At 69.2% G+C, this 20,981-nt stretch carries 18 protein-coding genes; 10 read left to right on the top strand and 8 right to left on the bottom strand.

Features of this window, described 5'->3' with window-relative positions; all coding sequences use genetic code 11:
* Positions 1–2: 2 nt before the first annotated feature.
* The 3 genes from LOZ83_RS26785 to LOZ83_RS26775 are packed head-to-tail and all read right to left on the bottom strand — an operon-like array spanning position 3 to position 4,773.
* Complete coding sequence (locus tag LOZ83_RS26785; RefSeq protein ID WP_236794456.1) at positions 3–2,063, bottom strand: hydantoinase/oxoprolinase family protein; 2,061 nt, start codon at positions 2,061–2,063, stop codon at positions 3–5.
* Positions 2,060–3,676, bottom strand: coding sequence for a hydantoinase B/oxoprolinase family protein (locus LOZ83_RS26780; RefSeq protein WP_236794455.1), 1,617 nt, complete (start codon positions 3,674–3,676; stop codon positions 2,060–2,062). Before LOZ83_RS26780 ends, LOZ83_RS26785 begins: the two co-directional genes overlap by 4 nt.
* Positions 3,673–4,773 (bottom strand): tartrate dehydrogenase, encoded by a 1,101-nt coding sequence (locus tag LOZ83_RS26775; RefSeq protein ID WP_236794454.1) that lies wholly within the window; start codon positions 4,771–4,773, stop codon positions 3,673–3,675. Before LOZ83_RS26775 ends, LOZ83_RS26780 begins: the two co-directional genes overlap by 4 nt.
* A gap of 98 nt (positions 4,774–4,871) precedes the next feature.
* Between LOZ83_RS26775 and LOZ83_RS26770 the strand changes: the two genes are divergently transcribed.
* Complete coding sequence (locus tag LOZ83_RS26770; RefSeq protein ID WP_236794453.1) at positions 4,872–5,798, top strand: LysR family transcriptional regulator; 927 nt, start codon at positions 4,872–4,874, stop codon at positions 5,796–5,798.
* A gap of 333 nt (positions 5,799–6,131) precedes the next feature.
* On the opposite strand, the gene LOZ83_RS26765 is transcribed toward LOZ83_RS26770, so the two are convergent.
* Positions 6,132–7,085 (bottom strand): NADP-dependent oxidoreductase, encoded by a 954-nt coding sequence (locus LOZ83_RS26765; RefSeq protein ID WP_236794452.1) that lies wholly within the window; start codon positions 7,083–7,085, stop codon positions 6,132–6,134.
* 93 nt (positions 7,086–7,178) lie between these two features.
* Here LOZ83_RS26765 and LOZ83_RS26760 point away from each other — a divergent pair, with 93 nt between their 5' ends.
* The 9 genes from LOZ83_RS26760 (at position 7,179) to LOZ83_RS26720 (ending at position 16,239) form a co-directional block, all read left to right on the top strand.
* Positions 7,179–7,739, top strand: a complete 561-nt coding sequence (locus LOZ83_RS26760; protein WP_236794451.1) for a TetR/AcrR family transcriptional regulator — start codon at positions 7,179–7,181, stop codon at positions 7,737–7,739.
* A gap of 44 nt (positions 7,740–7,783) precedes the next feature.
* On the top strand, positions 7,784–8,233 hold the full coding sequence (locus LOZ83_RS26755) for a helix-turn-helix domain-containing protein (RefSeq protein WP_236794450.1): 450 nt from the start codon (positions 7,784–7,786) through the stop codon (positions 8,231–8,233).
* 63 nt (positions 8,234–8,296) lie between these two features.
* The gene (locus tag LOZ83_RS26750; RefSeq protein WP_236794449.1) at positions 8,297–9,541 is read left to right on the top strand and encodes an MFS transporter; all 1,245 of its coding nucleotides are present in this window, start codon (positions 8,297–8,299) and stop codon (positions 9,539–9,541) included.
* Positions 9,538–10,299, top strand: a complete 762-nt coding sequence (locus tag LOZ83_RS26745; protein WP_236794448.1) for an SDR family NAD(P)-dependent oxidoreductase — start codon at positions 9,538–9,540, stop codon at positions 10,297–10,299. Before LOZ83_RS26750 ends, LOZ83_RS26745 begins: the two co-directional genes overlap by 4 nt.
* Positions 10,300–10,761: 462 nt before the next feature.
* Positions 10,762–12,321, top strand: a complete 1,560-nt coding sequence (locus LOZ83_RS26740) for an ABC transporter substrate-binding protein (RefSeq protein ID WP_236794447.1) — start codon at positions 10,762–10,764, stop codon at positions 12,319–12,321.
* Between the two features lie 36 nt (positions 12,322–12,357).
* Positions 12,358–13,311 carry an ABC transporter permease gene (locus LOZ83_RS26735; RefSeq protein ID WP_236794446.1) on the top strand — a complete coding sequence of 318 codons (954 nt, stop codon included), beginning with the start codon at positions 12,358–12,360 and terminating at the stop codon, positions 13,309–13,311.
* Positions 13,308–14,177 carry an ABC transporter permease gene (locus LOZ83_RS26730; RefSeq protein WP_236794445.1) on the top strand — a complete coding sequence of 290 codons (870 nt, stop codon included), beginning with the start codon at positions 13,308–13,310 and terminating at the stop codon, positions 14,175–14,177. The genes LOZ83_RS26735 and LOZ83_RS26730 overlap by 4 nt, the downstream gene beginning before the upstream one ends.
* 54 nt (positions 14,178–14,231) lie before the next feature.
* Complete coding sequence (locus LOZ83_RS26725; protein ID WP_236794444.1) at positions 14,232–15,254, top strand: ABC transporter ATP-binding protein; 1,023 nt, start codon at positions 14,232–14,234, stop codon at positions 15,252–15,254.
* On the top strand, positions 15,244–16,239 hold the full coding sequence (locus tag LOZ83_RS26720) for an ABC transporter ATP-binding protein (RefSeq protein ID WP_236794443.1): 996 nt from the start codon (positions 15,244–15,246) through the stop codon (positions 16,237–16,239). Before LOZ83_RS26725 ends, LOZ83_RS26720 begins: the two co-directional genes overlap by 11 nt.
* 13 nt (positions 16,240–16,252) lie before the next feature.
* Here the strand turns inward: LOZ83_RS26720 and LOZ83_RS26715 are convergent, their stop codons facing one another.
* The 4 genes from LOZ83_RS26715 to LOZ83_RS26700 are packed head-to-tail and all read right to left on the bottom strand — an operon-like array spanning position 16,253 to position 20,757.
* Positions 16,253–17,812 carry an enoyl-CoA hydratase-related protein gene (locus tag LOZ83_RS26715; protein WP_304512163.1) on the bottom strand — a complete coding sequence of 520 codons (1,560 nt, stop codon included), beginning with the start codon at positions 17,810–17,812 and terminating at the stop codon, positions 16,253–16,255.
* Entirely contained in the window at positions 17,812–18,573 is a 762-nt protein-coding gene (locus LOZ83_RS26710) for an SDR family NAD(P)-dependent oxidoreductase (RefSeq protein ID WP_236794442.1), read from the bottom strand. Before LOZ83_RS26710 ends, LOZ83_RS26715 begins: the two co-directional genes overlap by 1 nt.
* Positions 18,574–18,583: 10 nt before the next feature.
* The gene (locus tag LOZ83_RS26705) at positions 18,584–19,426 is read right to left on the bottom strand and encodes an LLM class flavin-dependent oxidoreductase (protein WP_236794441.1); all 843 of its coding nucleotides are present in this window, start codon (positions 19,424–19,426) and stop codon (positions 18,584–18,586) included.
* An 11-nt stretch (positions 19,427–19,437) separates the two neighbouring features.
* Complete coding sequence (locus tag LOZ83_RS26700) at positions 19,438–20,757, bottom strand: MFS transporter (RefSeq protein WP_236794440.1); 1,320 nt, start codon at positions 20,755–20,757, stop codon at positions 19,438–19,440.
* Between the last annotated feature and the right edge of the window lie 224 nt (positions 20,758–20,981).

Genomic DNA, 20,981 nt, shown 5'->3' with positions numbered 1-20,981 from the left:
GATCACTGCCCGAGGTCGACGAGGAGCGTCAGATCGGGGTCGACGCGGATGCGGCACTCCGGCCCGAAGCAGCACGAGGACTCCCGTTCTTCGAAGACGGCGGGTCCGGTGATCTCCGTTCCCGGCCGCATTCGGTACCGGTCCCACACCGTGGCCTCGAGCCAGCCGTGGCCCGGGATCCAGACGTCGCGGGTACCGAGCTTCGGGTCGCCCTCGATCGGTTCGCACGCAAGGGAAACGTCGTGGCCGGGCAGGTGTGCCGAGAGCCGCCAATTGACGACTTCGGCGGGCCCGTCGAGGGAGCGCCCGTAGGTCGCCCGGTAGGTCGCGTCGAACGCGTCCCGCAGGATGTCCGCCCGGCCGAAGTCCTCCTCGCCGAAGGGGACCTCGATCGGGAAGCCCTGGCCCAGGTACCGCATGTCGACCGTGCGCCGGAGGCGGATCGCTTGCGCGTCAACGGGTTCCAGCACCGCCGTGGCGCGCGCGGCCAGCTCGTCGTACACGGCCGCGACGCGATCCCAGTCGACCTCGGTCAGCGCCGCGGGCAGGCTGTGCGCCTGGTCCACCGTGGGCGCGGCGACGAGGAACCCGTACGCGGACATGACTCCCGCGCGCATCGGGACGACGATCCTGGTGATCTTCAACTGCTTCGCCAGGCCGTAGGCGTGCACGGGACCCGCCCCGCCGAACGCCACGAGCGCGAAACCGGCCGGGTCCCGGCCGTGCTCGGCGAGGTGCATCCGGGCCGCGGCCGCCATACTCGCGGTGGCGACCTCGACGATGCCCGAGGCGGCATCGATCCGGTCGAGGCCGAGTGGTTCGGCCACCTCGCGGTCGATCGCCTTGTGGACCTCGGTCGTCTCGAGCCGCATCTCGCCGCCGAGGAACGAGGCCGGGGCGAGGTGGCCGAGCACGAGATCCGCGTCCGTGACGGTCGGCTGCTCGCCGCCCCGGCCGTAGGCGACGGGACCCGGCACGGACCCGGCGCTGCGCGGGCCCACCTTGAGCAACCCCAGCGAGTCCGGCGCGGCGATCGACCCACCGCCCGAGCCGATCTCGATCATGTCGACGACGGTCAGCCGGACCGGCAGTCCCGAGCCCGGCTTGAACTTGTCGACCCGGCCCGCCTCGAAGTCGTGCTTGCGGCGCGGCGCGCCGCCGCTCACGATCGCGATCTTGGCCGTGGTGCCGCCCATGTCGAACGAGATGACGTCCGGTTCCCGCAGCCGGCGCGCCACCGCGGCGGCAGCGATGACGCCGGCCGCCGGGCCGGATTCGAGCAGGCGGACGGGAAACTCCTTCGCGTCGGCCAAGCTCGTGACCCCGCCGCCGGAGAGCATCACGTGCAGCGGCGCGTCGATGCCCATCGCGCGCAGGTCGCCGTCCAGCGCGTCGAGGTAGCGCGAGATCAGCGGCTGCACATAGGCGTTGAGGCAGGCTGTGCTGGCTCGCTCGTACTCGCCGACCACGCCGGCGACCGCGCTCGAGATCGTGACCGGCAGCCCGGGATGGGCCCGCGCGAGCAGCTCCCGCACCCGCCGTTCGTGCCTGTCGTCGCGGTAGGAATGCAGGAACGCGACCGCCACCGCCTCGACACCCCGGTCCAGGAAGTCCCGCACCTGTGCCAGCACGGCGTCCTCGTCGAGCGGGTGGAGTTCGGTTCCGTCAGCCGCGATCCGGCCCGGTATCCCGCGGCACAAATGCCGTGGCACCAACGGGGTTGCCGGGCGGGCCAGCAGATCGGTGGTGTCGAACCTGATCTCGCGCGCCATTTCCAGGGTGTCCTGGAATCCCGCCGTGGTCAGCAGCCCGACGACGGCGCCGGTGCGTTCGAGCACGGTGTTGGTCACCAGCGTCGTGCCGTGCACGACACCGGCGACATCGCCGGGCGGCGTGGCGGTTTCCGCCAGCAGGCGGGCGATACCCGCGGTGATCGCTTCGTTGGGGGCGTGCGGTGTGGTGGGCAGTTTGCCGGGCCAGGTCAGGCCGCGAGCCGGGTCGTGCAGCACCAGGTCGGTGAACGTGCCGCCGACATCCACGCCGATGCGGACGGTGCGACTCATGCGCTCTCCCCGGGTGTGTATCCGCCGAGTTCGTCGGCCAGGATCAGGTCCGGTTCCCGGTCCTCCGGCGCGCCGAACCCGCCCCCGCCGGGGAACGAGATGACGACGGAGGCACCGGGCGCCAGCTGCGAGATCGATTTCAACGGCACGCGTTCGCCGGAATCCAGCACGGCCTGTGCCGTCGCCCCCGGCTCCCCGCCCGCGAGCCCGAGGGCCGGATGCCGTTCGCGGTCCCCCAGCAGCACCAGCTGGACCGGACGGCGGGTCGGGTTGTGCACCTCCACGTCCTGACCCAGACCGCCGCGGCGCCGCCCCCGACCGCCGGAGCCCGCCCGGAATTCCTTGCGCACGAACCGCAACGGGGACGCGACTTCGAGGGCCTCGATGCTGCCACTGCCGGAATTGGTCGGGAACGCCGTCGTGGAAAGGCCGTCCTTGTCCCGCGAAGCTCCCATGCCGGCGTTGGCGAAGAGCATCTGCGAGAAGGGACGGCCGGCGTCGTCGACGCCGGCGAACCGGACGCGGAGCGCGGGCGCTCCCCCGCTGTCAGCGATCACGGAGCCGGGCAGTACCGGCGCGAGCGCGCGGTAGATCGCGCACGAGAGCAGGTGCCCGGTCAGATGCCGGGCGACGACCGGCGCGGGGAACGTGGGATTGACGATCGTGCCCACCGGGGCGGTCACGCCGATCGCCTGGTAGGAACCCCAGTTCGTGCGCGTGGCCGGGTCGAGCAGGATCTTCAGCGGGTACACCGAATAGGCGCGCGTGTAGTTCAGCGTGGAGTTGGTCGAGAACGGCACCTGCGCGGAGCTCCCGGTGTAGTCGATCCCGATCCGGTCACCGTCCACAGTGACCGCGCACTCGATGTGCGTCGGGTGCCCCTCGATGCCGTCGGCGTCGACACCCGCCCGGTAGACGCCGTCGGGCAGCTCGCGGACGGCCGCCCGCATCGCGGCATCGGTCACGGCGTGCACCTCGGCGGCGAACCGCTCGAAGTCCGGTTCGCCGAAGTCGTCGAGGAACTCCTGTGCGCGCCGCCGGCACACCGCGTGCGCGGCGGACTGCGCCTCCAGGTCACCCCACACCTGGCCGGCGAGGCGGACGTTGGCCAGCAGGAAATCCTTCACCCCCTGCTCGACCCGGCCTTCCCGGAACAGCCGCAGCGGCGGGATCAGGATGCCCTCCGAGAGCAGGTCCGCGCTGCCCATCGACGGGGTCCCGCCGATGTCCGGGGAGTGCGCGGCGGTCCCGGCGTAGCCGACCAGCGTTCCCCGGTGGAAGACCGGGGTGATCATGGCGATGTCGGGCAGGTGCCCGGTCGCGATCCACGGGTCGTTGGTGATGACGCAGTCGCCGTCCCGCCACTCCGCAGCCGGGAACCGCTCCAGGACGAGTGCGGTCAGCGAGCTCATCAGGGCCGCGAAGCCGGGGATACCCGCCCGCGACTCGGCCATGGTGCGGCCGTGGGCGTCCATCAGCACGACCGTGTAGTCGTTGGATTCGCGGATAATCGTCGAGAACGCGGTGCGCAGCATGGTGGACGCGGCCTCGTCGGTCGCGGCGGCGAGCCGGTCCCAGCGGACTTCCAGGCCGATCGGGTCGAAGCCGGTCATGACACCGCGACTTCCGTGCGCCGGGCGGCGATCTCGGCGGCGATCGCCGAGCCGAGCCCCTCGGTCGTCCCGGCGCCACCGAGGTCGGGGGTGAGTACCTCCGGCTGCTCGTCGAGCACGTTCTCGATCGCGGTCACGACCTGTGCCGCCGCGGCGGACTCCCCCAGGTGGTCGAGCATCATCGCGCCGCTCCAGATTTGCCCGACGGGGTTGGCGATCCCCCGTCCGGCGATGTCCGGGGCGGACCCGTGGACCGGCTCGAACAGGCTCGGCCAGGTGCGGTCCGGGTTGATGTTGGCGCTCGGGGCGATCCCGATCGTCCCGGCGCACGCCGGCCCGAGGTCGGAGAGGATGTCGCCGAAGAGGTTGCTGGCGACGACGACGTCGTAGTGGTCGGGCCGCAGCACGAACTTGGCGGTGAGGATGTCGATGTGGTCCTTGTCGGCCGTCACGTGCGGGTACTGCTCGGCCATCGCGGCCGCGCGCTCGTCCCAGTAGGGCATCGAGATGGAGATGCCGTTGCTCTTGGTCGCCCACGTGAGGTGCCGGCGCGGGCGGGCGGCGGCGAGTTCGAACGCGTAGCGCAGCACGCGGTCCACTCCCGTCCGGGTCATCACGGTCTCCTGCAGCACCGTCTCACGTTCGGTGCCCTCGAAGATCCGGCCGCCGACGCTGGAGTACTCGCCCTCGGTGTTCTCGCGGACGACGAGGAAGTCGATGTCCCCGGGCTCGCGGTCACGCAGCGGACTGCGGACCCCGCGCAGCAGCCGGACCGGCCGCAGATTGACGTACTGGTCGAACTCGCGGCGGAACCGCAGCAGGCTGCCCCACAACGACACGTGGTCGGGCACCACCTCCGGCCAGCCGACCGCGCCGAAGAAGATCGCGTCGAAACCACCGAGCACCTCCCGCCAGTCCGGCGGCAGCATCTCGCCGTGCCGCAGCCAGTAGTCGGCGCAGGCGAAGTCGAACTCGGTGGTCTCTAGCTCGAACCCGTGGGTTTCGGCGGCCGCCCGCAGGCACCGCAGCCCCTCCGGGACGACCTCCCGGCCGATGCCGTCGCCCGGGATGACCGCGATGCGGTAACGGTGTGCCAAGGGGCGCTCCTTCGACCTCGAAGTGGGTGCGGGCCACCCACTCTGGGCCGCGCCGGACACCACGGCAAGCGCGCGGGAGGCAACCTATCCTTTCGCCTATGGAAAGACACCGGTCCGCTGTGGACGACCTCCAGTTCTTCCACGTGGTCGCCTCCAGCGAGACGCTCACGGCCGCCTCGCGGGAGTTGGAGTGCTCGCTTCCCGTTGTCAGCAAGCGCTTGAGCGCCCTGGAACGCCGGCTCGACGTGCGCCTGGTGCACCGCGGCACCCGCCGGCTCGTGCTGACGTCGGAAGGGGAGCTCTATGCCTCGCGCCTGGAGCGGATCCTCGCCCAGGTCCGCGAGGTCGACGACCTGATCACCCACCGCTCCGGGGACCTGCGGGGGTCCGTGGTGGTCCAGGCCACGCTCGGCCTCGGGCGGGCGCATGTGGCACCGCTCGTCGGCGGGTTCACCGCACTGCATCCTCACCTGAACGTCCAGCTCGACACATCGTCACTGCCGTTGCGGCCACACCGGCGCGAGTTCGACATGGCCGTGCACGTCGGCACCCCGCCGGACTCCACGCTGCGGATGCGCCGGCTGGCGAAGAACCGCCGCGTGCCCTGTGCCGCACCGTCCTATCTGGCACAACGGGGAATGCCCGAACGGATCGAGGACCTGGCCGACCACGACTGCATCGTGCTCCGCGAAAACGAGGGCGGCTACGCACTGTGGCACTTCGGGGACGCCCGCCGCCCGCGCCAGATGCGCGTGCACGGCCGTCTGTCGAGCAACGACGGGGACGTTGTGACCGACTGGGCGCTGCAGGGTCACGGGGTGATCATGCGTTCGGAGTGGCAGGTCCGGCCCCACCTCGACAGCGGCGCCCTGGTGCGCGTCCTGCCCGGCGTGCCGACACCGCCCGCGGACATCTACGCGCTCCTGTCCGACGACGTCCACGTGCCCCGGCGGATCAGCGAACTGGTGGAGTATCTGGCCGCCCGCCTCCCGGACCGGATCGCGGGGCGCGACCAGGCCGTCTAGTGCTGCGCCCCAGGGTTCCGGCCCGTTCGGCGTCGTCGCCGACGAGACCGCCCAGCACATCGGTCGCGCCCGCGTCCGCCACGGCGTCCTCGTCCCCGGCGACGATCGTCTCCGCGACGTTGCGCTTTCCCCAGGCGGCCGAGGAGCGTCCGGTAATTGGCGAAGCCCGACGCGGCGCCGAGCGCGGCCAGCAGCAGCGGCGGGGCTGCGCTCCCGGCACCCGGACGTGGCCGCTGCCCGAGAGCTCGGCGCGGAGCGCGGTCACCTACTCGCGCGTGTGCCGCCCGGGCCGACGGCCTGCGCGCGCATTGAGTGCCCGAAACCGCCTCGGCGTCAAAGCGAGCTGATCACGAGTTTGCCCAGGTTTCCGCCGGCCTCCTGGCGGCGATGAGCCTCCGCAGCCTCCTCCAGCGGATAGACGCCTGCTACCACTGGTTGCAGGTGACCGTCGTTCACCCGCTGGGTCAGCGTGGCCAGGTCAGCGGCACGCAGCCGGCCGCTGAAACTGCGGATGCGGCGGCTGCCGAAGACGGTCGACGCCGCGACGGTGGCCAGGGCACCCGGCTGCGCGAAAGCGATCGTCACGGTCCGCGGCGCCAGCCTGCGGTAGGCGGCGAGGTCGGTGCCGACCCCGTCGACGACCACGTCGTAGCCCGGCAGATCCCCGGGATGGATCAGCCGGCGGTCCAGAACTTCCTTGGCGCCCAGTTCGCGCAGCGCGTCGAGATGCCGGGCGCCCGCCACCGCGGTGACGTGCACACCCAGCGATGCCGCCAGTTGCAGGGCGGCGCTGCCGAAGCCTCCGGCGGCGCCGCGCAACAGCATCCGCTGGCCTTCCCGCAGCCGCGCGTGCCGCTGCAGCGCGATCAGCGCCGTGACCCCCACACCCGGCAAAGCCGCCGCCGTCACGAGGTCGATTCCGGCCGGTGCAAGGGAAAGTTGTGTTCGCGGGACGAGCACGTAGTCGGCCGCGGCGCCGTTCTGACCGCGTGTGAAGCCACGGACGCCACCCCAGACACGGTCCCCTTGGCGCCATCCGGTGACACCCGGCCCGACCGCGTCGATTTCGCCGGCGAAGTCCAGGCCGAGGCGGCGCGGGAAACGACGCCCGCTCAGCAACCGCGCGGCGCCGGAGCGCAGGGCCACGTCGACCGCGTTCACGCTGGATCCGTGCACCCTGACCCGGACCTCTCCCGGTCCGGGCACCGGAATCGGCGTGGTCGCGATGTGGAGGACATCCGGAGGGCCGTATCGGTCGTAGCGCGCGGCGCGCGAAGTGGTCGTCACACCGATCACACTGCGGCGCGCGGGCACCGGCAGGCGAGCAACTGCGAAACATCCGCGCCGCGAATGCGCACTTCACTCGCGTAAATTGGGATCATGCGCACGGACGCCGAGGAGAACCGCACCCGGATCCTGACAGCGGCCCGGGAAGTCTTCGCCGAGGCCGGTACGAGCGCGCCGATGGCACGGGTCGCCCGGCGCGCCGGGGTCGCCGTCGCGACGCTCTACCGGCGGTTCCCCCACCGCGACCAGCTGGTCGCCGACGCGTTCGCCGACCAGCACGCCGAATGCACGGCCGCGGGCGCGGCGGCGTTGCGCGATCCCGATCCGGCCCACGCCTTGCGGTCCATGGTCCACACTTTCTGCGCCTACCAGGTCGCCGACAAGGGGCTCACCGCGGCGTACACCACGGCGCTGATCACCGGGCGGGGCATGGAACAGCAGCGCGCACAGGTCGAGCAGGTGGCGACCACCCTGCTCCGGCGCGCCCAGGCGGACGGGACCATCCGGCCCGGTGTCCGGCCCGACGACTTCTGGTTGCTGGTGGCCGGCAATGCCGGCGTCATCGCCGCCGCGGGCGCGGAGGCCGCGATGGCCTCACGCCGGTACGTGAGTCACATGCTGCGCTCGTTCGAGCCCCAGGCCCGCACAGCCTGATCCGGAACGCCGGACCGGACGCCACCAGCGGTTACCCTGGCAGGGTGGCTTCTTCCTCTGAGGTGAGTTGTTCTGTCGAGCGGGTGCTCACTCTGCTGGGCCCCACGTCGTCGCTGCTGGTCATGCGCGAGGCGCTCTGGGGGACCCGCCGGTTCGACCAGTTCGTCGAGCGGTTGCCGCTGACCGAGGCGACCGTCGCCGCCCGGCTGCGGCATCTGGTCGACGTCGGCCTGCTCACCAAATCCCGGTACGTCGAGGCGGGGCAGCGTCCCCGTGAGGAGTACGTCCTCACCCCGATGGGCCAGGATCTGATGCCCGTCATCATCGGGCTCATGCAGTGGGGTGACCAACATCTCGGGTCGGACTGCGCGCCGATGCAGGTGATCGACAAGGCCACCGGGCAGCAGGTCCGGCTCGGCTATGTGAACGAGTCCGGCGAGCAGGTGCCCCCGGAGTCGGTGCTGCTGACGCGTGCCCCGGTGCCGGCCATTTGACTTTAGTGATCTAAAGCCAGCTAGACTCTGACTTGAACCAACTCAAGTCAGAGGAGTCCCGCCATGACTGGCGTCGTGATCTCGAAACGGAGCTTCTGGACGGTCGCGCTCGCGGTCCTCCTGGCGCTCTGGGCCAGCAGTGCCCCGTCAGTGCTGTACCCGGTCTACGCGGCCGACTGGCAGCTGCCGACGGTGGTCACCACGGCGGTTTTCGCGGTGTACCCGGCCGTGCTCGTGCTGATGCTCCTCCTGTTCGGCAACGTCTCCGACTACATCGGACGCCGGACCGCGATCCTCATCGGCCTCGTGTTCCTGCTGGCCGGCACCATCGTGTTCGGCTTCGCGCCGTCGATCGCCATCGTGTTCGCCGGGCGGATCCTGCAGGGCATCGGCGTCGGCCTCGTCATCGGCTCCGCCAGCGCCGCGCTCGTGGACTACAACCCCTACAGCCCCCGCGCCGTCGGCCCGCTGAATTCCGCCGGCCAGGCCAGCGGTGTGACGCTCGGGATTCTCGTCGGGGCGCTCTTCGTCCAGTTCGCGCCCGACCCGCTGCATTCGCCGTATTGGTTACTGGCCGCGGTGTTCGTCGTGGCGATCGTCCTCACGACATTCCTGCCGCGGCACAACCCGGCGGCGTTCGAGGCTCCCGGGCGGTGGCGGCCCCAGGGTTTGGGCATCCCGCGCGGTCTCGGCATGCCCTACGCCATCGCCGCCGTCACCGCCTCCGCCGGCTTCGGTATCGGCGCGGTGTTCATTTCGCTCGGCTCCGACATCGCGCAGAGCATCCTGCGCGACGCGAGCCCACTGGCCATCGGCCTCATCCTGTGCGGCTCGACCGCGCTCACCGTCGTGGGATCCTGGCTGGCCGGCCGGTTCACCCTGCGCCGCGCCATCATCATCGGCGCCGCTTTCGCCATCCTCAGCCTCGTCGCGCTCCTCCTCGCGGCCGCGACCGGGACCTTCGCGATGTTCATCGTGTCCTCCGTACTGGCCGGCCCCTCGGTCGGCCTACTGATGGCCGGCGGTATGGGTACCGCGGCGGCCGCGGCACAGCCGCACCACCGGGCAAGGCTCATTTCGGCCGTCTTCCTCGTCGGTTACCTCGTGCAGGGCGGCATCGCGCTCGGCGGCGGCGCGATCGCCACCGCTTCCGGTCTCACCCGGGCGGCCATCTGGGTGTCGATCATCATGTGCGTCTTCTGTGTCGCCGCGATCGTCCTCGTGTCCGCGCGGCGCTCCACACGCCAGGAGCCGACTGGTCAGCTTCTCGCGCCTATCGCAGTACCAAGGGAAAAAGGAAAGGTATGACAGTGGAAAACAAGGTCGCTCTCGTCACGGGTGGCAGCAGGGGCATCGGCCGGGCGACGTCCGAACGGCTCGCCCGCGACGGCGTCGTCGTGGGTATCGGTTACGCCCACGATGAAACGGCGGCTCTCGACACCGTCGAACACATCAAAAAGGACGGTGGGCAGGCGTTCGCGGTGCACGCGCGACTGGGCGGCGCCGGCGACGCGGCCCGCCTCTGGGACGCCTTCGATGCCGCGGGCAAGGAGTTCACCCCCGACGGAAAGCTGGACATCCTCGTCCACAACGCCGCCGCCGGGAGCCCCACCGGGCTGGCCTCGCTCACCGAGGAGAACTTCGACGAGGTGTTCGCGGTCAACGTGAAGGCGCCGTTCTTCATCACCCAGCTCGCCCTGCCGCGCCTGCGCGACGGCGGCAGCATCATCAACATCTCCAGTGCCGCGACCCGCATCTCGAGCCCGCACATGATCGCCTATGGCGCCAGCAAGGGCGCCCTGGACGTGTTCACGCTGGCCCTGGCCAAGGAAGTCGGCCCGCGGGGGATCACCGTCAACTCGGTGTCCCCCGGCATCGTCCTCACCAGGAACAACGCGCACCTGCAGGACAACGAGGAGGCCTCGGCACAGGCCAAGGCGCGCGTCGCACTCGGCCGGCTCGGCCAGTCCGACGACGTCGCCGGCGTTGTCGCGTTCCTCGCGTCGGACGACGGGCGCTGGGTGACCGGCCAGGTCATCGACATTTCAGGCGGCCTCGCGCTCTGAATCCGGGAACACCGTTCAACGAGCCACGCGACGACACCGTCGCGTGGCTCGTCTGGTTCCAGGGGAAAACAGGTACCTCCATCGCCGCCACAGCGAGACCTCGCCGTGTCCGGAAGAAACGTTTTGCAATGCTTCCGGCAAGTGTTACTGTATGTCCGATTTCTACCGGTCCGGTGGCCCGAGCCAGCTCGTGACAGCCATCCGGCCGGACAACGTTTCAGGTCGACGTCGCTGTTGTGCGACGCGGATTTCCCAGCTCTGACCGGGATTCCCGTCGCGGAGGGTGCAGAGCCGCATCCGAAGGAGGAGCTTCATGGCGGACACATAGCCTTCGCCCGCCGCCTGACCGGCCGTGCCCTCAGCCCCTGGCGACGATCCGGCCCGTTCTCTCGACACACCCGGCGGTCTCTCCGCCGCGGTTTCCCTGTTGTTGATCATGTTTGGATGAAAGGACACCGTCGCGTGTTGGCAAAGCACCTGCGAGCTATCACCGGGCTTGCGCTGGTCTCCGTGTTACTGGTGGCCTGCGGGTCGGGCGCGTCGGAAAGCGGGAGCGGCGACGCCGACGCCGGGCCCCCACGGCAGGGTGGGTCGCTGACCGTGCTGCAGTCGACCGAACCGCGAACGCTGGATCCGCGCACCATGCAGAACAACGGTGCCGTCAACGCCATGGTCGGCAACTCACTGTTCGGCCAGCTGCTCATCGACAAGACCGGCGGCGGGTACGAGTACGGTCTGGCCGAGAGCCTCAGCACCACTGACGGTGGCACGAACTGGACGCTGAAGCTGCGCGATGGCCTGGTTTTCTCGGACGGGACGCCGGTGGACGCCGCCGACGTCAAGGCCAACTGGGAGCGGATCAACGCGCCCCAGGTGGCGCCCAGGAACCGGGCGGCGGCCGCCCATCTGAAGAACCTGGCCCCGGCCGGGCAGACCCTGACCTTCACCCTGTCCGAGCCGATCCCGCAGTACCCGAACAGCATCGTCGAGAGCTCGATGAACTGGATCGCCAAGCCCGAAGCGCTGCAGGCCGGTCCGGCCGCGTTCGACGCCGCCCCGATCGGTGCCGGCCCGTTCGTGCTCGAGTCCTGGCGGCGCAACGGGCCGATGGTGCTCGCCAAGAACAACTCGTACTACGACAAGCCGCGGCCCTATCTCGACAAGCTGACGCTGCTGCCCAACGGCGACGAGAACCAGGTGCTGTCCGCCGTGCTGACGAAAACGGCCGATGCCGGTATCGCCTTCTCCGCCTCGATCATGAAGCAGGCCCAGGACGAAGGGCTGCAGACCACGACTCAGGACTTCAGCGGCGGCCGTCTCTACAACCTGAACACCCGGCTGGCGCCGTTCAATGACGTCCGGGCCCGCGAGGCGGTCCTGCGTGCCGTGGACCGGGAATTCATCAACGCGAGCACCGTGGACGGCAAGGGAACCGTGCCGCAGACCCTGTTCCACAAGGGCTCCCCGTTCTACAGCGACGCCCCGCTGCCGCAGCACGACCCGGCGCGGGCGCAGCAACTGTTCGACCAGCTGGCGGCCGAGGGCAAACCGGTCTCGTTCTCGATCACCAGCTACACCACGTCGGTGAGCGTCAAGACCGCGGAAGCGGTGCAGGCGCAGCTGCGCAAGTTCAAGAACGTCACCGTGCAGGTCGAGGTGCTGGACTTCCCCGCGGCCACGGCCAAGTCGGCGCAGCAGACCTTCCAGATGATGGCCGGCGGTGTCCTCTTCTCCGAGCCCGAACCCCAGCTGTACGAGGCCCTGCACAGCGGCGAGGCCAACAACACCATCGGACTCGGTGACCCCCAGCTCGACGCGGCACTGGAGGCCGGGCGCCGGGGCGCCACCCCCGAACAGCGCAAGCAGGCCTACGCCGATGTGGCCAAGCGCTACAACGAGCTGTACCCGTGGCTGATCTACCTCGCGCCCGACTACTCCATCCTGGCCGGCCAGCACGTGCACGGGGTGAAGCTCTACGCACAGGCCAACCTGCGCACGGATCAATTGTGGACGTCGAAGTGACCGTGGCCGCCACTGGAATCCGACCCGGAGAAACGCATGCTTCAGTTCTCGGTGAAGAGATTGTTCCGCGGTGTGCTGGTGATTCTCCTGGTCACCTTCCTGGTGGTCGTCCTGCTCAGCCTCGCGCCGGGTTCCGCCGCGTCGGTGATCCTGGGCGAGAACGCGAACCCCGCGGAGGTCGCCCGGCTCGAGCACGAAATGGGTCTGGACCGGTCGGTGTTCGTCCAGTGGCTGTCCTGGTTGGGCTCGGCCGCCACCGGTGACCTCGGGACGTCGCCGGTGACGTACCAGCCGGTGACCACCGCGATCCTGGAGCGGCTGCCGGTGACCCTGGAAATCGCGTTCCTGGCACTGCTCATCGCGCTGGTCATCTCGATCCCGCTGGCCACGATCGCGGCCCGGCGCCCGGACAGTGGGGTCGATCGCGGGATCAATGGCCTGACCTCGATTTTCCTTGCCATTCCGGCATTTGTGGCGGCGCCGGTGCTGGTGTACTTCCTCGCTGTGGAGGCGCGGGTGTTCCCGGTGATCGGCTGGGACCCGCTGTCGGAGGGGCTCGTGGCGAACCTGCGGACCGCGTTCCTGCCGGCGTTGTGTGTGGCGTTGATCGAGGTGGCCGCGTTCCAGCGGATCCTGCGCGCGGACCTCGGCACGACACTGCGGGAGGAATACGTCGAGGCGGCTCGCGCCAAGGGGATGACGGCCCGCTATGTCTTGTGGCGGCACGCGTTCCGCCCGTCGTCCTTCTCGCTGCTGACCGTGGCCGGGATCAGCCTGGGCCGGCTCATCGGTGGGACGATCATCGTCGAGACGTTCTTCTCGCTGCCGGGTATCGGCCAGCTCGTGGCGGGCGCGATCAGCTCGCGGGACATCGTGATGGTGCAGGGTGTCGTCGCGTTCGTGGCCGTCGCCTATGTCCTGGTCAACACCCTCATCGATGTGGGGTACGGCATGCTGGATCCGCGCGTTCGAGTGGCGGCGGCACGATGAGCGCCGAGAGTGTGGCCGGTTCGGTGGCGGCACCGGTCGTGTCGCCGGTGCGCAGGCGCCGCAACGTCCTGGTGTGGTTGTCCACCGCGTGGATCCTGCTGGTCATCGTCGTGACCGTGTTCGCGGGCGTGCTGCCGTTCGCCGACTACGGGGTGCCGGTGGGACTCCCCCGGGCGGATCCGTCGGGCGATTTCCACCAGTTGCTGGGTCTGGACGGGCAGGGGCGCAGTGTGCTGTCCCGGCTGGTCTATGGAGCTCGGGTGTCGCTGCTCGTCGGCGTCATCGCCGGAACCGTCGCCACGGTCATCGGCATGGTGCTCGGGTTGATCGCGGGTTACTTCCGCGGCATCGCCGACACGATCATCATGTACGTGACCGACGCGCTGCTCGCGTTCCCGCCGCTGGTGCTGCTGCTGGCGATCTCCTCGATCCTGCGGCCCAGTTTCTACACCCTGTTGATCGGGTTGACCACGCTGGTCATTCCCACCTTCGCGCGGCTGGCCAGGGCCAACACCCTGAACTGGGCGTCGCGGGAATTCGTGCTGGCCGCCCGCAATATGGGCTGGGGCCCGTTCCGGATCGCCTTCCGGGAGGTGCTGCCGAACGTCATCCCGTCGGTGCTGGCGTACTTCCCGACGGTCGTCGCCGCGTTGATCGTGGCGGAAGGATCGCTGAGCTTTCTCGGTCTGGGTGTTCCCTCGCCCACGCCCAGCTGGGGCAGCATGATCGCGGACGGCAAGGACTACCTCCGCACCGACCCGTTCCTGGTGTTCGTGCCGGCGGCGGCGATCTTCCTGACCGTCTTCGCCTTGAACCAATGTGGCGACTACGCCCGCCACCGGTTCGACCGGGCAACTCGCGACTAGCCGTTTTCAGACCATCCACAAAGGACACGATTGGTGAGGCAGGAGCCGCATTCCATGAGGTCAAGTCCGTTGCTCGAGGTGGACCACTTGCACACGTTCATCCCGACCCCGTCAGGGGTGGTGCGCGCGGTGGACGACGTGTCGGTGAAGCTGTACCCGGGCGAGGCGCTGAGTGTGGTCGGCGAATCCGGTTCGGGGAAGTCCGTTCTCGTCCGCTCGATCATGGGCCTGCTCCCGCCGAAGGCCGTTCGTTCCGGGGTCATTTCGTTCGACGGCCAGGATTTGCTGGGCGGTGACCGCGCGCGGCTGGAGGAGCTGTGGGGGCGGCGGCTGGCCATCGTGTTCCAGGATCCGAGCAGGTCGCTCAATCCGGTCGTGCGCGTGGAGCGTCAGCTCACCGAGGGGATGCGCCGGCATCTCGGGATCAGCCGGTCGGAGGCGCGCGGCCGGGCGCTGCGGCTATTGCAGGAGGTCGGTGTGCCCGACCCCGAGCGGCGGTTGTCGAACTATCCCGGCCAGATGTCCGGTGGTATGCGGCAGCGCGTGATGATCGCCGTGGCGCTGTCGTGTGAGCCGGACCTGCTGATCGCCGACGAGCCGACGACCGCGCTGGATGTCACCATCCAGCGCCAGATTCTCGATCTGCTCGATGAGCTGCGGCGCGCCCGCGGCATGTCATTGATGCTCATCAGCCATGACCTGGGTGTCGTCTCGGGGCGCACCGACCGGGTGGCCGTGATGTACGCCGGGCGGGTCGTCGAAGCCGGTCCGACCGGGGCCGTCTTCGGCGCACCACGGCATCGCTACACCGAGGCGCTGCTGGGCGCGACGCCGTCGCTCACCCTGGGCCGGCACAGCCGGCTCGAGGTCATCAGGGGCGGGCTGCCCAGCGCGTTCGACCCACCGCCGGGATGCCGGTTCGCCGCCCGGTGCGACCACGCCACAGCCGAATGCGACTCCCCCGAACAGGTCTGGACCACACTGGCCGGCACGGAGCACGGCCACAGTTGCCGTCATCCGTCATCCCGCGAGACCACCCCGGTCACGCCGAGAGGAGTGAGTACCGTTGGCCGGTAGCGGCACGGCTCATCTGCGCCCGCAGGACGAGGCGCTGCTGTCCGTCGAAGAACTCCGTGTGGATTTCAAGACGGCCACCGGCACGGTGCAGGCCGTGTCGGGCATCAGTTTCGACATCCGCCGCGGCGAGACCCTCGGTATCGTCGGCGAGTCCGGTTGTGGCAAATCCACTGCCGGACGGGCGATTCTCCGTCTCGGCCAGGTGAGCGGCGGACGGGTCCGGTTCGAGGGCACCGATCTGCTCGGCGTGCCCCACAAGCAGCTGACCCGGCTGCGCCGCCGCCTGCAGATGATCTTCCAGGACCCGGTGGGCTCACTCAATCCGCGGCGCCCGGTCCGCCGGCTCGTGGTCGAGGGGCTGGCTGCCACCGGTGTGTCGGCGCGGGAACGCGACAAGCGGGCCAGGACGGTGCTGGACAGCGTAGGCCTGGACTACGACCGCTTCGCGGACCGCCTGCCCCGCCAGCTCTCCGGCGGGCAGGCACAGCGCGTGGCCATCGCCCGGGCGCTCGCGGTCAACCCGGAACTGCTCGTCTGCGACGAGGCCGTCTCGGCCCTCGACGTCTCGGTGCAGGCCCAGATCATCAACCTCATCGAGGACATCAAGGCCGAATTCGACCTCACCGTCGTCTTCATCGCCCACGACCTCGGCGTCGTGCGGACGATCAGCGACCGGGTAATGGTCATGTACCTGGGCAAGATCTGCGAGTTCGGCGAGCCCGAGGCTGTTTACGCGAGCCCCGCGCACCCCTACACCCGTGCCCTGCTCGACTCGGTACCACGCCCCGACCTCGACGGACATTTCGCCGGCCCCGCCCTCACCGGGGACATCCCGTCCCCCCTCGACCCACCCTCGGGCTGCCGGTTCCGCTCCCGCTGCCCCCGCGCGCAGGACCTGTGCGCCACCGAGGAACCCCAGATGGCGGCCACCAGCACCGGCCAGTACGTCGCCTGCCACTTCCCCCTCACACCAGCCGAAACGTAGGGCCGGCAAAGGTTCACTCGCGAATCTCGCCGGCCATGGCCTTGCCGACCAGGGACTCGGGGGGCAGGAAATGGTCGCCGTACCGTTGCGCCAATTCCCTGGCGCGGGCCACGAAACCGGGCAGTCCCCCCGGGTACTGGTTGACATAGTGGATGACGCCACCCGTCCACGGCGGGAAACCGATCCCGAACAGCGAGCCGATGTTGGCCTCCGGCACCGAGGTCAGCACACCTTCGTCGAAGCACTTGACCGCTTCCAGCGCTTCAGCGAACAGCATTCGCTCCTGCAGGTCGATGAACGGGATCCGCCTGCTGCCGGAATTGAACGCGGTGCGCAATCCTGGCCAGATCCGCACCCGCTCACCGTTTTCGTAGTCGTAGAAACCGGCCCCGGCGAAGCGGCCCGGCCGGCCGAAGTCGTCGATCATCCGGGCGAGCACCGCCTCCGACGCGTGCGTGTGCCCTATCCCGCCTGCTGTCAGGGTCAGCTCGTCCATCAACTGCAGAGGTGGCGCGGAATAGCCGGCTTGTGCACCGGCCTGCTCGATCGAGGCCGGCTCCACCCCTTCTCCGACCGCGGCGACTGCCTCGCCGAGGAATTGGGCAATCAGCCGCGAAGTGAAGAAACCACGGCTGTCGTTCACCACGCCGGCGAACGCGTCCCCCGGCCGCGAGCCACCCGCCTTGATGTGCTGGACGTCGAAGAAGTACGCCTTGATCATGTTCTTCGCCACCTGTCCGGTCACCAGGTGCACGAAGTACCGTGTCTCGATCCGCGAAGCCGTGTCAAAGCCGACCTGGGCGCCCTCGACCGCGGCGGCCAGGATCGCACGCGGCGCGGGCATCGGTGCGCCGTTGAGTTGCTTTCGCAGGGTGGCCGCCCATGACAGGCCTGCCGGCGTTCCGCCGGGGATGCGAAAGCCGTTGACATCCCACGGTTGCACGGCGCCGGGATGGGCGTTGATCCACTCCTTGGCCCTCGGCACCAGCTCGTCCACAGTGGACACCAACTCATCCACCAGACCGAGCTCGAGCGCCTTGGCCGGGGCGTGCCGCTGGCCCCGGACCAACCAGTTCTCCATCGCAGTCTCGACGCCCACCATCCGCACTGTGCGCACGATCCCGCCACCGCCGGGAAGCATGCCCAGCGTCACCTCGGGGAAACCCACGAGCGTGCCGGGCCGGTTCGTGGCGATCCGGTGGTGCGTCGCGAGCGTCAGCTCCAGCCCGCCGCCCAGTGCCGCGCCGTCGATCGCGGCCACGACCGGCCGGCCCAGCGTCTCCAGGCGCCGCAGGTGTTTCTTGATCTCGTCGACGGTCCCGGCGAGCTCCTCCGCCTGCTCCGGCACGAACTGCCGCAGCGCCTTGAGGTCGCCGCCGGCGAAGAAGCTCTTCTTCGCGGACGTCAGCACCACACCGGTGATCGAGTCCTTTTCGGACTCCAGCCGGTCCACGGTCCGGCGGAAGGAATCGCGGAAGTCGGCGTTCATCGTGTTGGCCGACTGGTTCGGATCGTCCAGCGTGAGCACCACGATCCCGTCGGCACCCTGATCCCACCTGACGGTCCCGGTCATCAGCGCGGCGCCATCCGGATCGCTCCGTCGAGGCGGATCACCTCGCCGTTGAGCATGGGGTTGGCGACGATGTGGGCCACCAATGCGGCGTACTCGCCGGGGTCGCCGAGTCGCCGCGGGTGCGGGACCTGAGCCCCGAGCGAGGCCAGTGCGTCGTCGGGAAGCTGCTGGAGAAGCGGGGTCAGGAACAGCCCGGGAGCGATCGTGTTCACCCGGATCCGGTGCTGTGCCAGGTCGCGCGCGACGGGCAGGGTCAGCCCGACCACTCCGCCTTTGGAGGCCGAGTACGCCGACTGACCGATCTGCCCGTCGAACGCGGCCACCGACGCCGTGTTGACGACGACACCACGTTCCTCCCCTTCGGCGGCCCGGGAAATCATGGCGGCCGCGGCCAGCCGGATCACGTTGAACGTGCCGATGAGGTTGACCTCGACGACTTTCCGGAAGGCGTCGAGGGGAAGCGGGCCGTTCTTGCCGACGGTGCGTGACGAGTACCCGATACCGGCGCAATTGACCGCGATGGCGAAGTCCCCCAGGGCGGCCGCTGTGGTGACTGCCTCCTGAACCTGTGCCTCGTCGGCAACATCGGCCGCGACGAAGGTGGCCGCGGACCCGAGGTCGGCCACGATCTTCTTCCCGTCCGAGGAGGGCAGGTCGACGATGACAACCCCGGCGCCCTCGGCGACCAGCTTCCGTGCCGTGGCAAGGCCCAGCCCGGACGCACCCCCGGTCACGAGGGCGGCTTTTCCGGCTATGTCCATCGGTTCTCCTTCATCGTGCGAAGCACGGAATCACGTGCGTCGCGAACTGTTCGAGCTCATCGAGGGGAAACGGCGCGACCACCCGCAGGACGATCATGTCGGCTCCCGCATCGACATAGCGGCCCACCTCATCGGTGATCTGGCCCGCCGAATTGCCGTCGGCGGGATCGAAACTCAGGTTCACCGCACTGACGATCGACCCTGGATCGGCAGCCGCATCCATGACGATCGCGCGCTTGCGGGCGAACTCCTCCGGCGTGACGGACGAGCAGTTCCAGCCGTCGTTGACCGCGGCGACCACCGCCAGCCCGAGTCGTTCACCCGAGGCGCCGACCCAGATCCGTGGCTTCTCCTGCACCGGCCATACCCCGCAGCGGGCGCCGCGAAGCTGGTAGAACTGCCCTTCGTAGTCGACGATCTCGTTGTCCCACAACAGCCGCACCACTTCGATGGCTTCACGCAGCCGCCGGAGCCGGACCGCCGGCGCCTCGAAGGGGAACCCGTACGCTTCGTACTCGTCGCGGTGCCACCCCGCACCCAGTCCGAGTTCCAGGCGCCCCTGTGACAACTGGTCGATGGTCGCCGCGGCCCTGGCAAGGATGCCCGGGTGGCGGAACCCCACCGAGTAGACCAGGGATCCCACCCGAACCCGATGCGTCGTCAGCGCGAGGGCGGCATGGCACGCCACGGAGTCCAGCGACCCCGCGTCGAGCGGGCGAACGGCCGGGTGGAGGTGGTCCCACACACTCACCCAGTCGAACCCCAGGTCCTCCGCGTGTTTCCAGGTGGTGCGCAGATCCGCCACCGTGCAATTCTCGAGCGCGGTGTGGACCCCGAAGCGGGTTCGCGCCATGGATTGTCCTCTCACACCGAACGACGGACGGCCAAAATGGACGCGAGACCGATGACGGTCCCGCCGATGACCCAGTACGCCGGCGCCAGCGCGGAACCGGTCCACAGCACGAGTTGCGCCGCGATGAACGGGCCGAACCCGCCCGCGACGGTCACCCCGATGTTGTAGCCCACCGCCATGCCACTGGCCCGGACGCGGGTGGGGAACAAATGTGTGACCAGTGCCCAGATCGGCGCCGCCTGAGCAGCCGAGATCTGCATGAAAACGGTGTGGAAAATCACCGCGACGGCGATGCTCTTCGCGTGGGCCAGCCCGAGGAAAAGCGGATAGGACAGCACCAGGAACGCGATGTTCGCCCCGATCAGCATCCTGCGCCCACCGACGCGCTCGGACAGCAGTCCGTACAGCGGTGTCGTCAACGCGGCCAATCCGATCGCGATCGCCGTGCCCCAGTACACCTCGTTCTTCGGAAAACCGCGTTCACCGATCAGGAACACGGTGACGTAGATGAGGCCCAGATACCCTGGCGCGGACTGGCCGATCGAGATGCCCACCACGGCGAGCAGCGATTTCGGATGCCGGAGGAAAACATCGCGAATCGGGCGCCGGCTCAGCCGGTCTCGCGCTTTCTCCCGGACGAATTCGGGTGAATCGTCCAAACCCTTCCGGAGCCACAGGCAGACAAGGGCGAGCGGAAGGCAGAGCAGGAACGGGATTCGCCAGCCCCACGACGTCATCTCGCCGGAGGTCACCGCAAAGCCGAGAACGCCCGCGATGACAGCCGCCAGCACATAGCCCCAATAGCCACCGCCGCCGATGAACGAACTCAGGAATATGCGGCGTTTCGACGGTGCGGACTCGACCGCGTACGCCGCGGCGCCCATCAGCTCGCCGGCGGTGGCGAATCCTTGGACGAACCGCAACAGCGTCAGCAGGACAGGCGCGGCGACCCCGATGATCGCGTAGCCGGGCAGCAGCCCGATCGCCCCGGTCGCCAGCCCCATCACGAGTACGGTCAGCAGTAAGGTCGTCCGGCGGCCGTAGCGATCCGCGAACCTGCCCACCACGAACCCGCCGACCGGCCTGGCGATGTTGGAAACGGCCAGCGTGCCCAATGCCGCGACGGTGGACACGGCGGGGTCGTGGGATGGGAAGAACACCGGTCCCAGAAAAACCGCGAGCAACCCGTAAAGGCTGAACTCGTAGTATTCGATGACCGTACCGAGAGTGCCCGCGATCGCTATTCGGCTCCCGCGCGCCGCGGCGAACTCCGGCGCGCTTTCGGTGGCATCGTCGTCGAGTCGAGAGTCGACCGGCTCAGCAGTTGGCATGTCTTGTTCCTCGAAGATCTTCGTTGATTTCGGGTGATAGAGCGTCGTGACACCTTGCAACTGGTCAGATACTTAGCGTGGTGACACTTCCCATGTTCTGAGTCGTCTCCGTACCGAGCCGACTGTAACCGAACACCGATTGGATTTCTAGGGCGAGTCGCGCGGCACCTGGGCCCGCGGGACCGCCATCGTCAACTACACTCAGCCCATGGAGGCTGGCGAAT

It is taken from the genome of Amycolatopsis sp. GM8, from assembly GCF_021653975.1.
GTDB lineage: Bacteria > Actinomycetota > Actinomycetes > Mycobacteriales > Pseudonocardiaceae > Amycolatopsis_E.
The sequence above is the reverse complement of the archived record's forward strand: the minus strand, read 5'-3'. Positions and strand labels throughout refer to the sequence as shown.

Excerpts from the sequence above, each read along its gene's own strand:
- LOZ83_RS26785 (WP_236794456.1), bottom strand. The coding sequence starts at position 2,063 with ATGAGTCGCACCGTCCGCATCGGCGTGGATGTCGGCGGCACGTTCACC.
- LOZ83_RS26780 (WP_236794455.1), bottom strand. The coding sequence starts at position 3,676 with ATGACCGGCTTCGACCCGATCGGCCTGGAAGTCCGCTGGGACCGGCTC.
- LOZ83_RS26770 (WP_236794453.1), top strand. The coding sequence starts at position 4,872 with ATGGAAAGACACCGGTCCGCTGTGGACGACCTCCAGTTCTTCCACGTG.
- LOZ83_RS26760 (WP_236794451.1), top strand. The coding sequence starts at position 7,179 with ATGCGCACGGACGCCGAGGAGAACCGCACCCGGATCCTGACAGCGGCC.
- LOZ83_RS26750 (WP_236794449.1), top strand. The coding sequence starts at position 8,297 with ATGACTGGCGTCGTGATCTCGAAACGGAGCTTCTGGACGGTCGCGCTC.
- LOZ83_RS26745 (WP_236794448.1), top strand. The coding sequence starts at position 9,538 with ATGACAGTGGAAAACAAGGTCGCTCTCGTCACGGGTGGCAGCAGGGGC.
- LOZ83_RS26735 (WP_236794446.1), top strand. The coding sequence starts at position 12,358 with ATGCTTCAGTTCTCGGTGAAGAGATTGTTCCGCGGTGTGCTGGTGATT.
- LOZ83_RS26730 (WP_236794445.1), top strand. The coding sequence starts at position 13,308 with ATGAGCGCCGAGAGTGTGGCCGGTTCGGTGGCGGCACCGGTCGTGTCG.
- LOZ83_RS26725 (WP_236794444.1), top strand. The coding sequence starts at position 14,232 with ATGAGGTCAAGTCCGTTGCTCGAGGTGGACCACTTGCACACGTTCATC.
- LOZ83_RS26715 (WP_304512163.1), bottom strand. The coding sequence starts at position 17,812 with ATGACCGGGACCGTCAGGTGGGATCAGGGTGCCGACGGGATCGTGGTG.
- LOZ83_RS26710 (WP_236794442.1), bottom strand. The coding sequence starts at position 18,573 with ATGGACATAGCCGGAAAAGCCGCCCTCGTGACCGGGGGTGCGTCCGGG.
- LOZ83_RS26705 (WP_236794441.1), bottom strand. The coding sequence starts at position 19,426 with ATGGCGCGAACCCGCTTCGGGGTCCACACCGCGCTCGAGAATTGCACG.
- LOZ83_RS26700 (WP_236794440.1), bottom strand. The coding sequence starts at position 20,757 with ATGCCAACTGCTGAGCCGGTCGACTCTCGACTCGACGACGATGCCACC.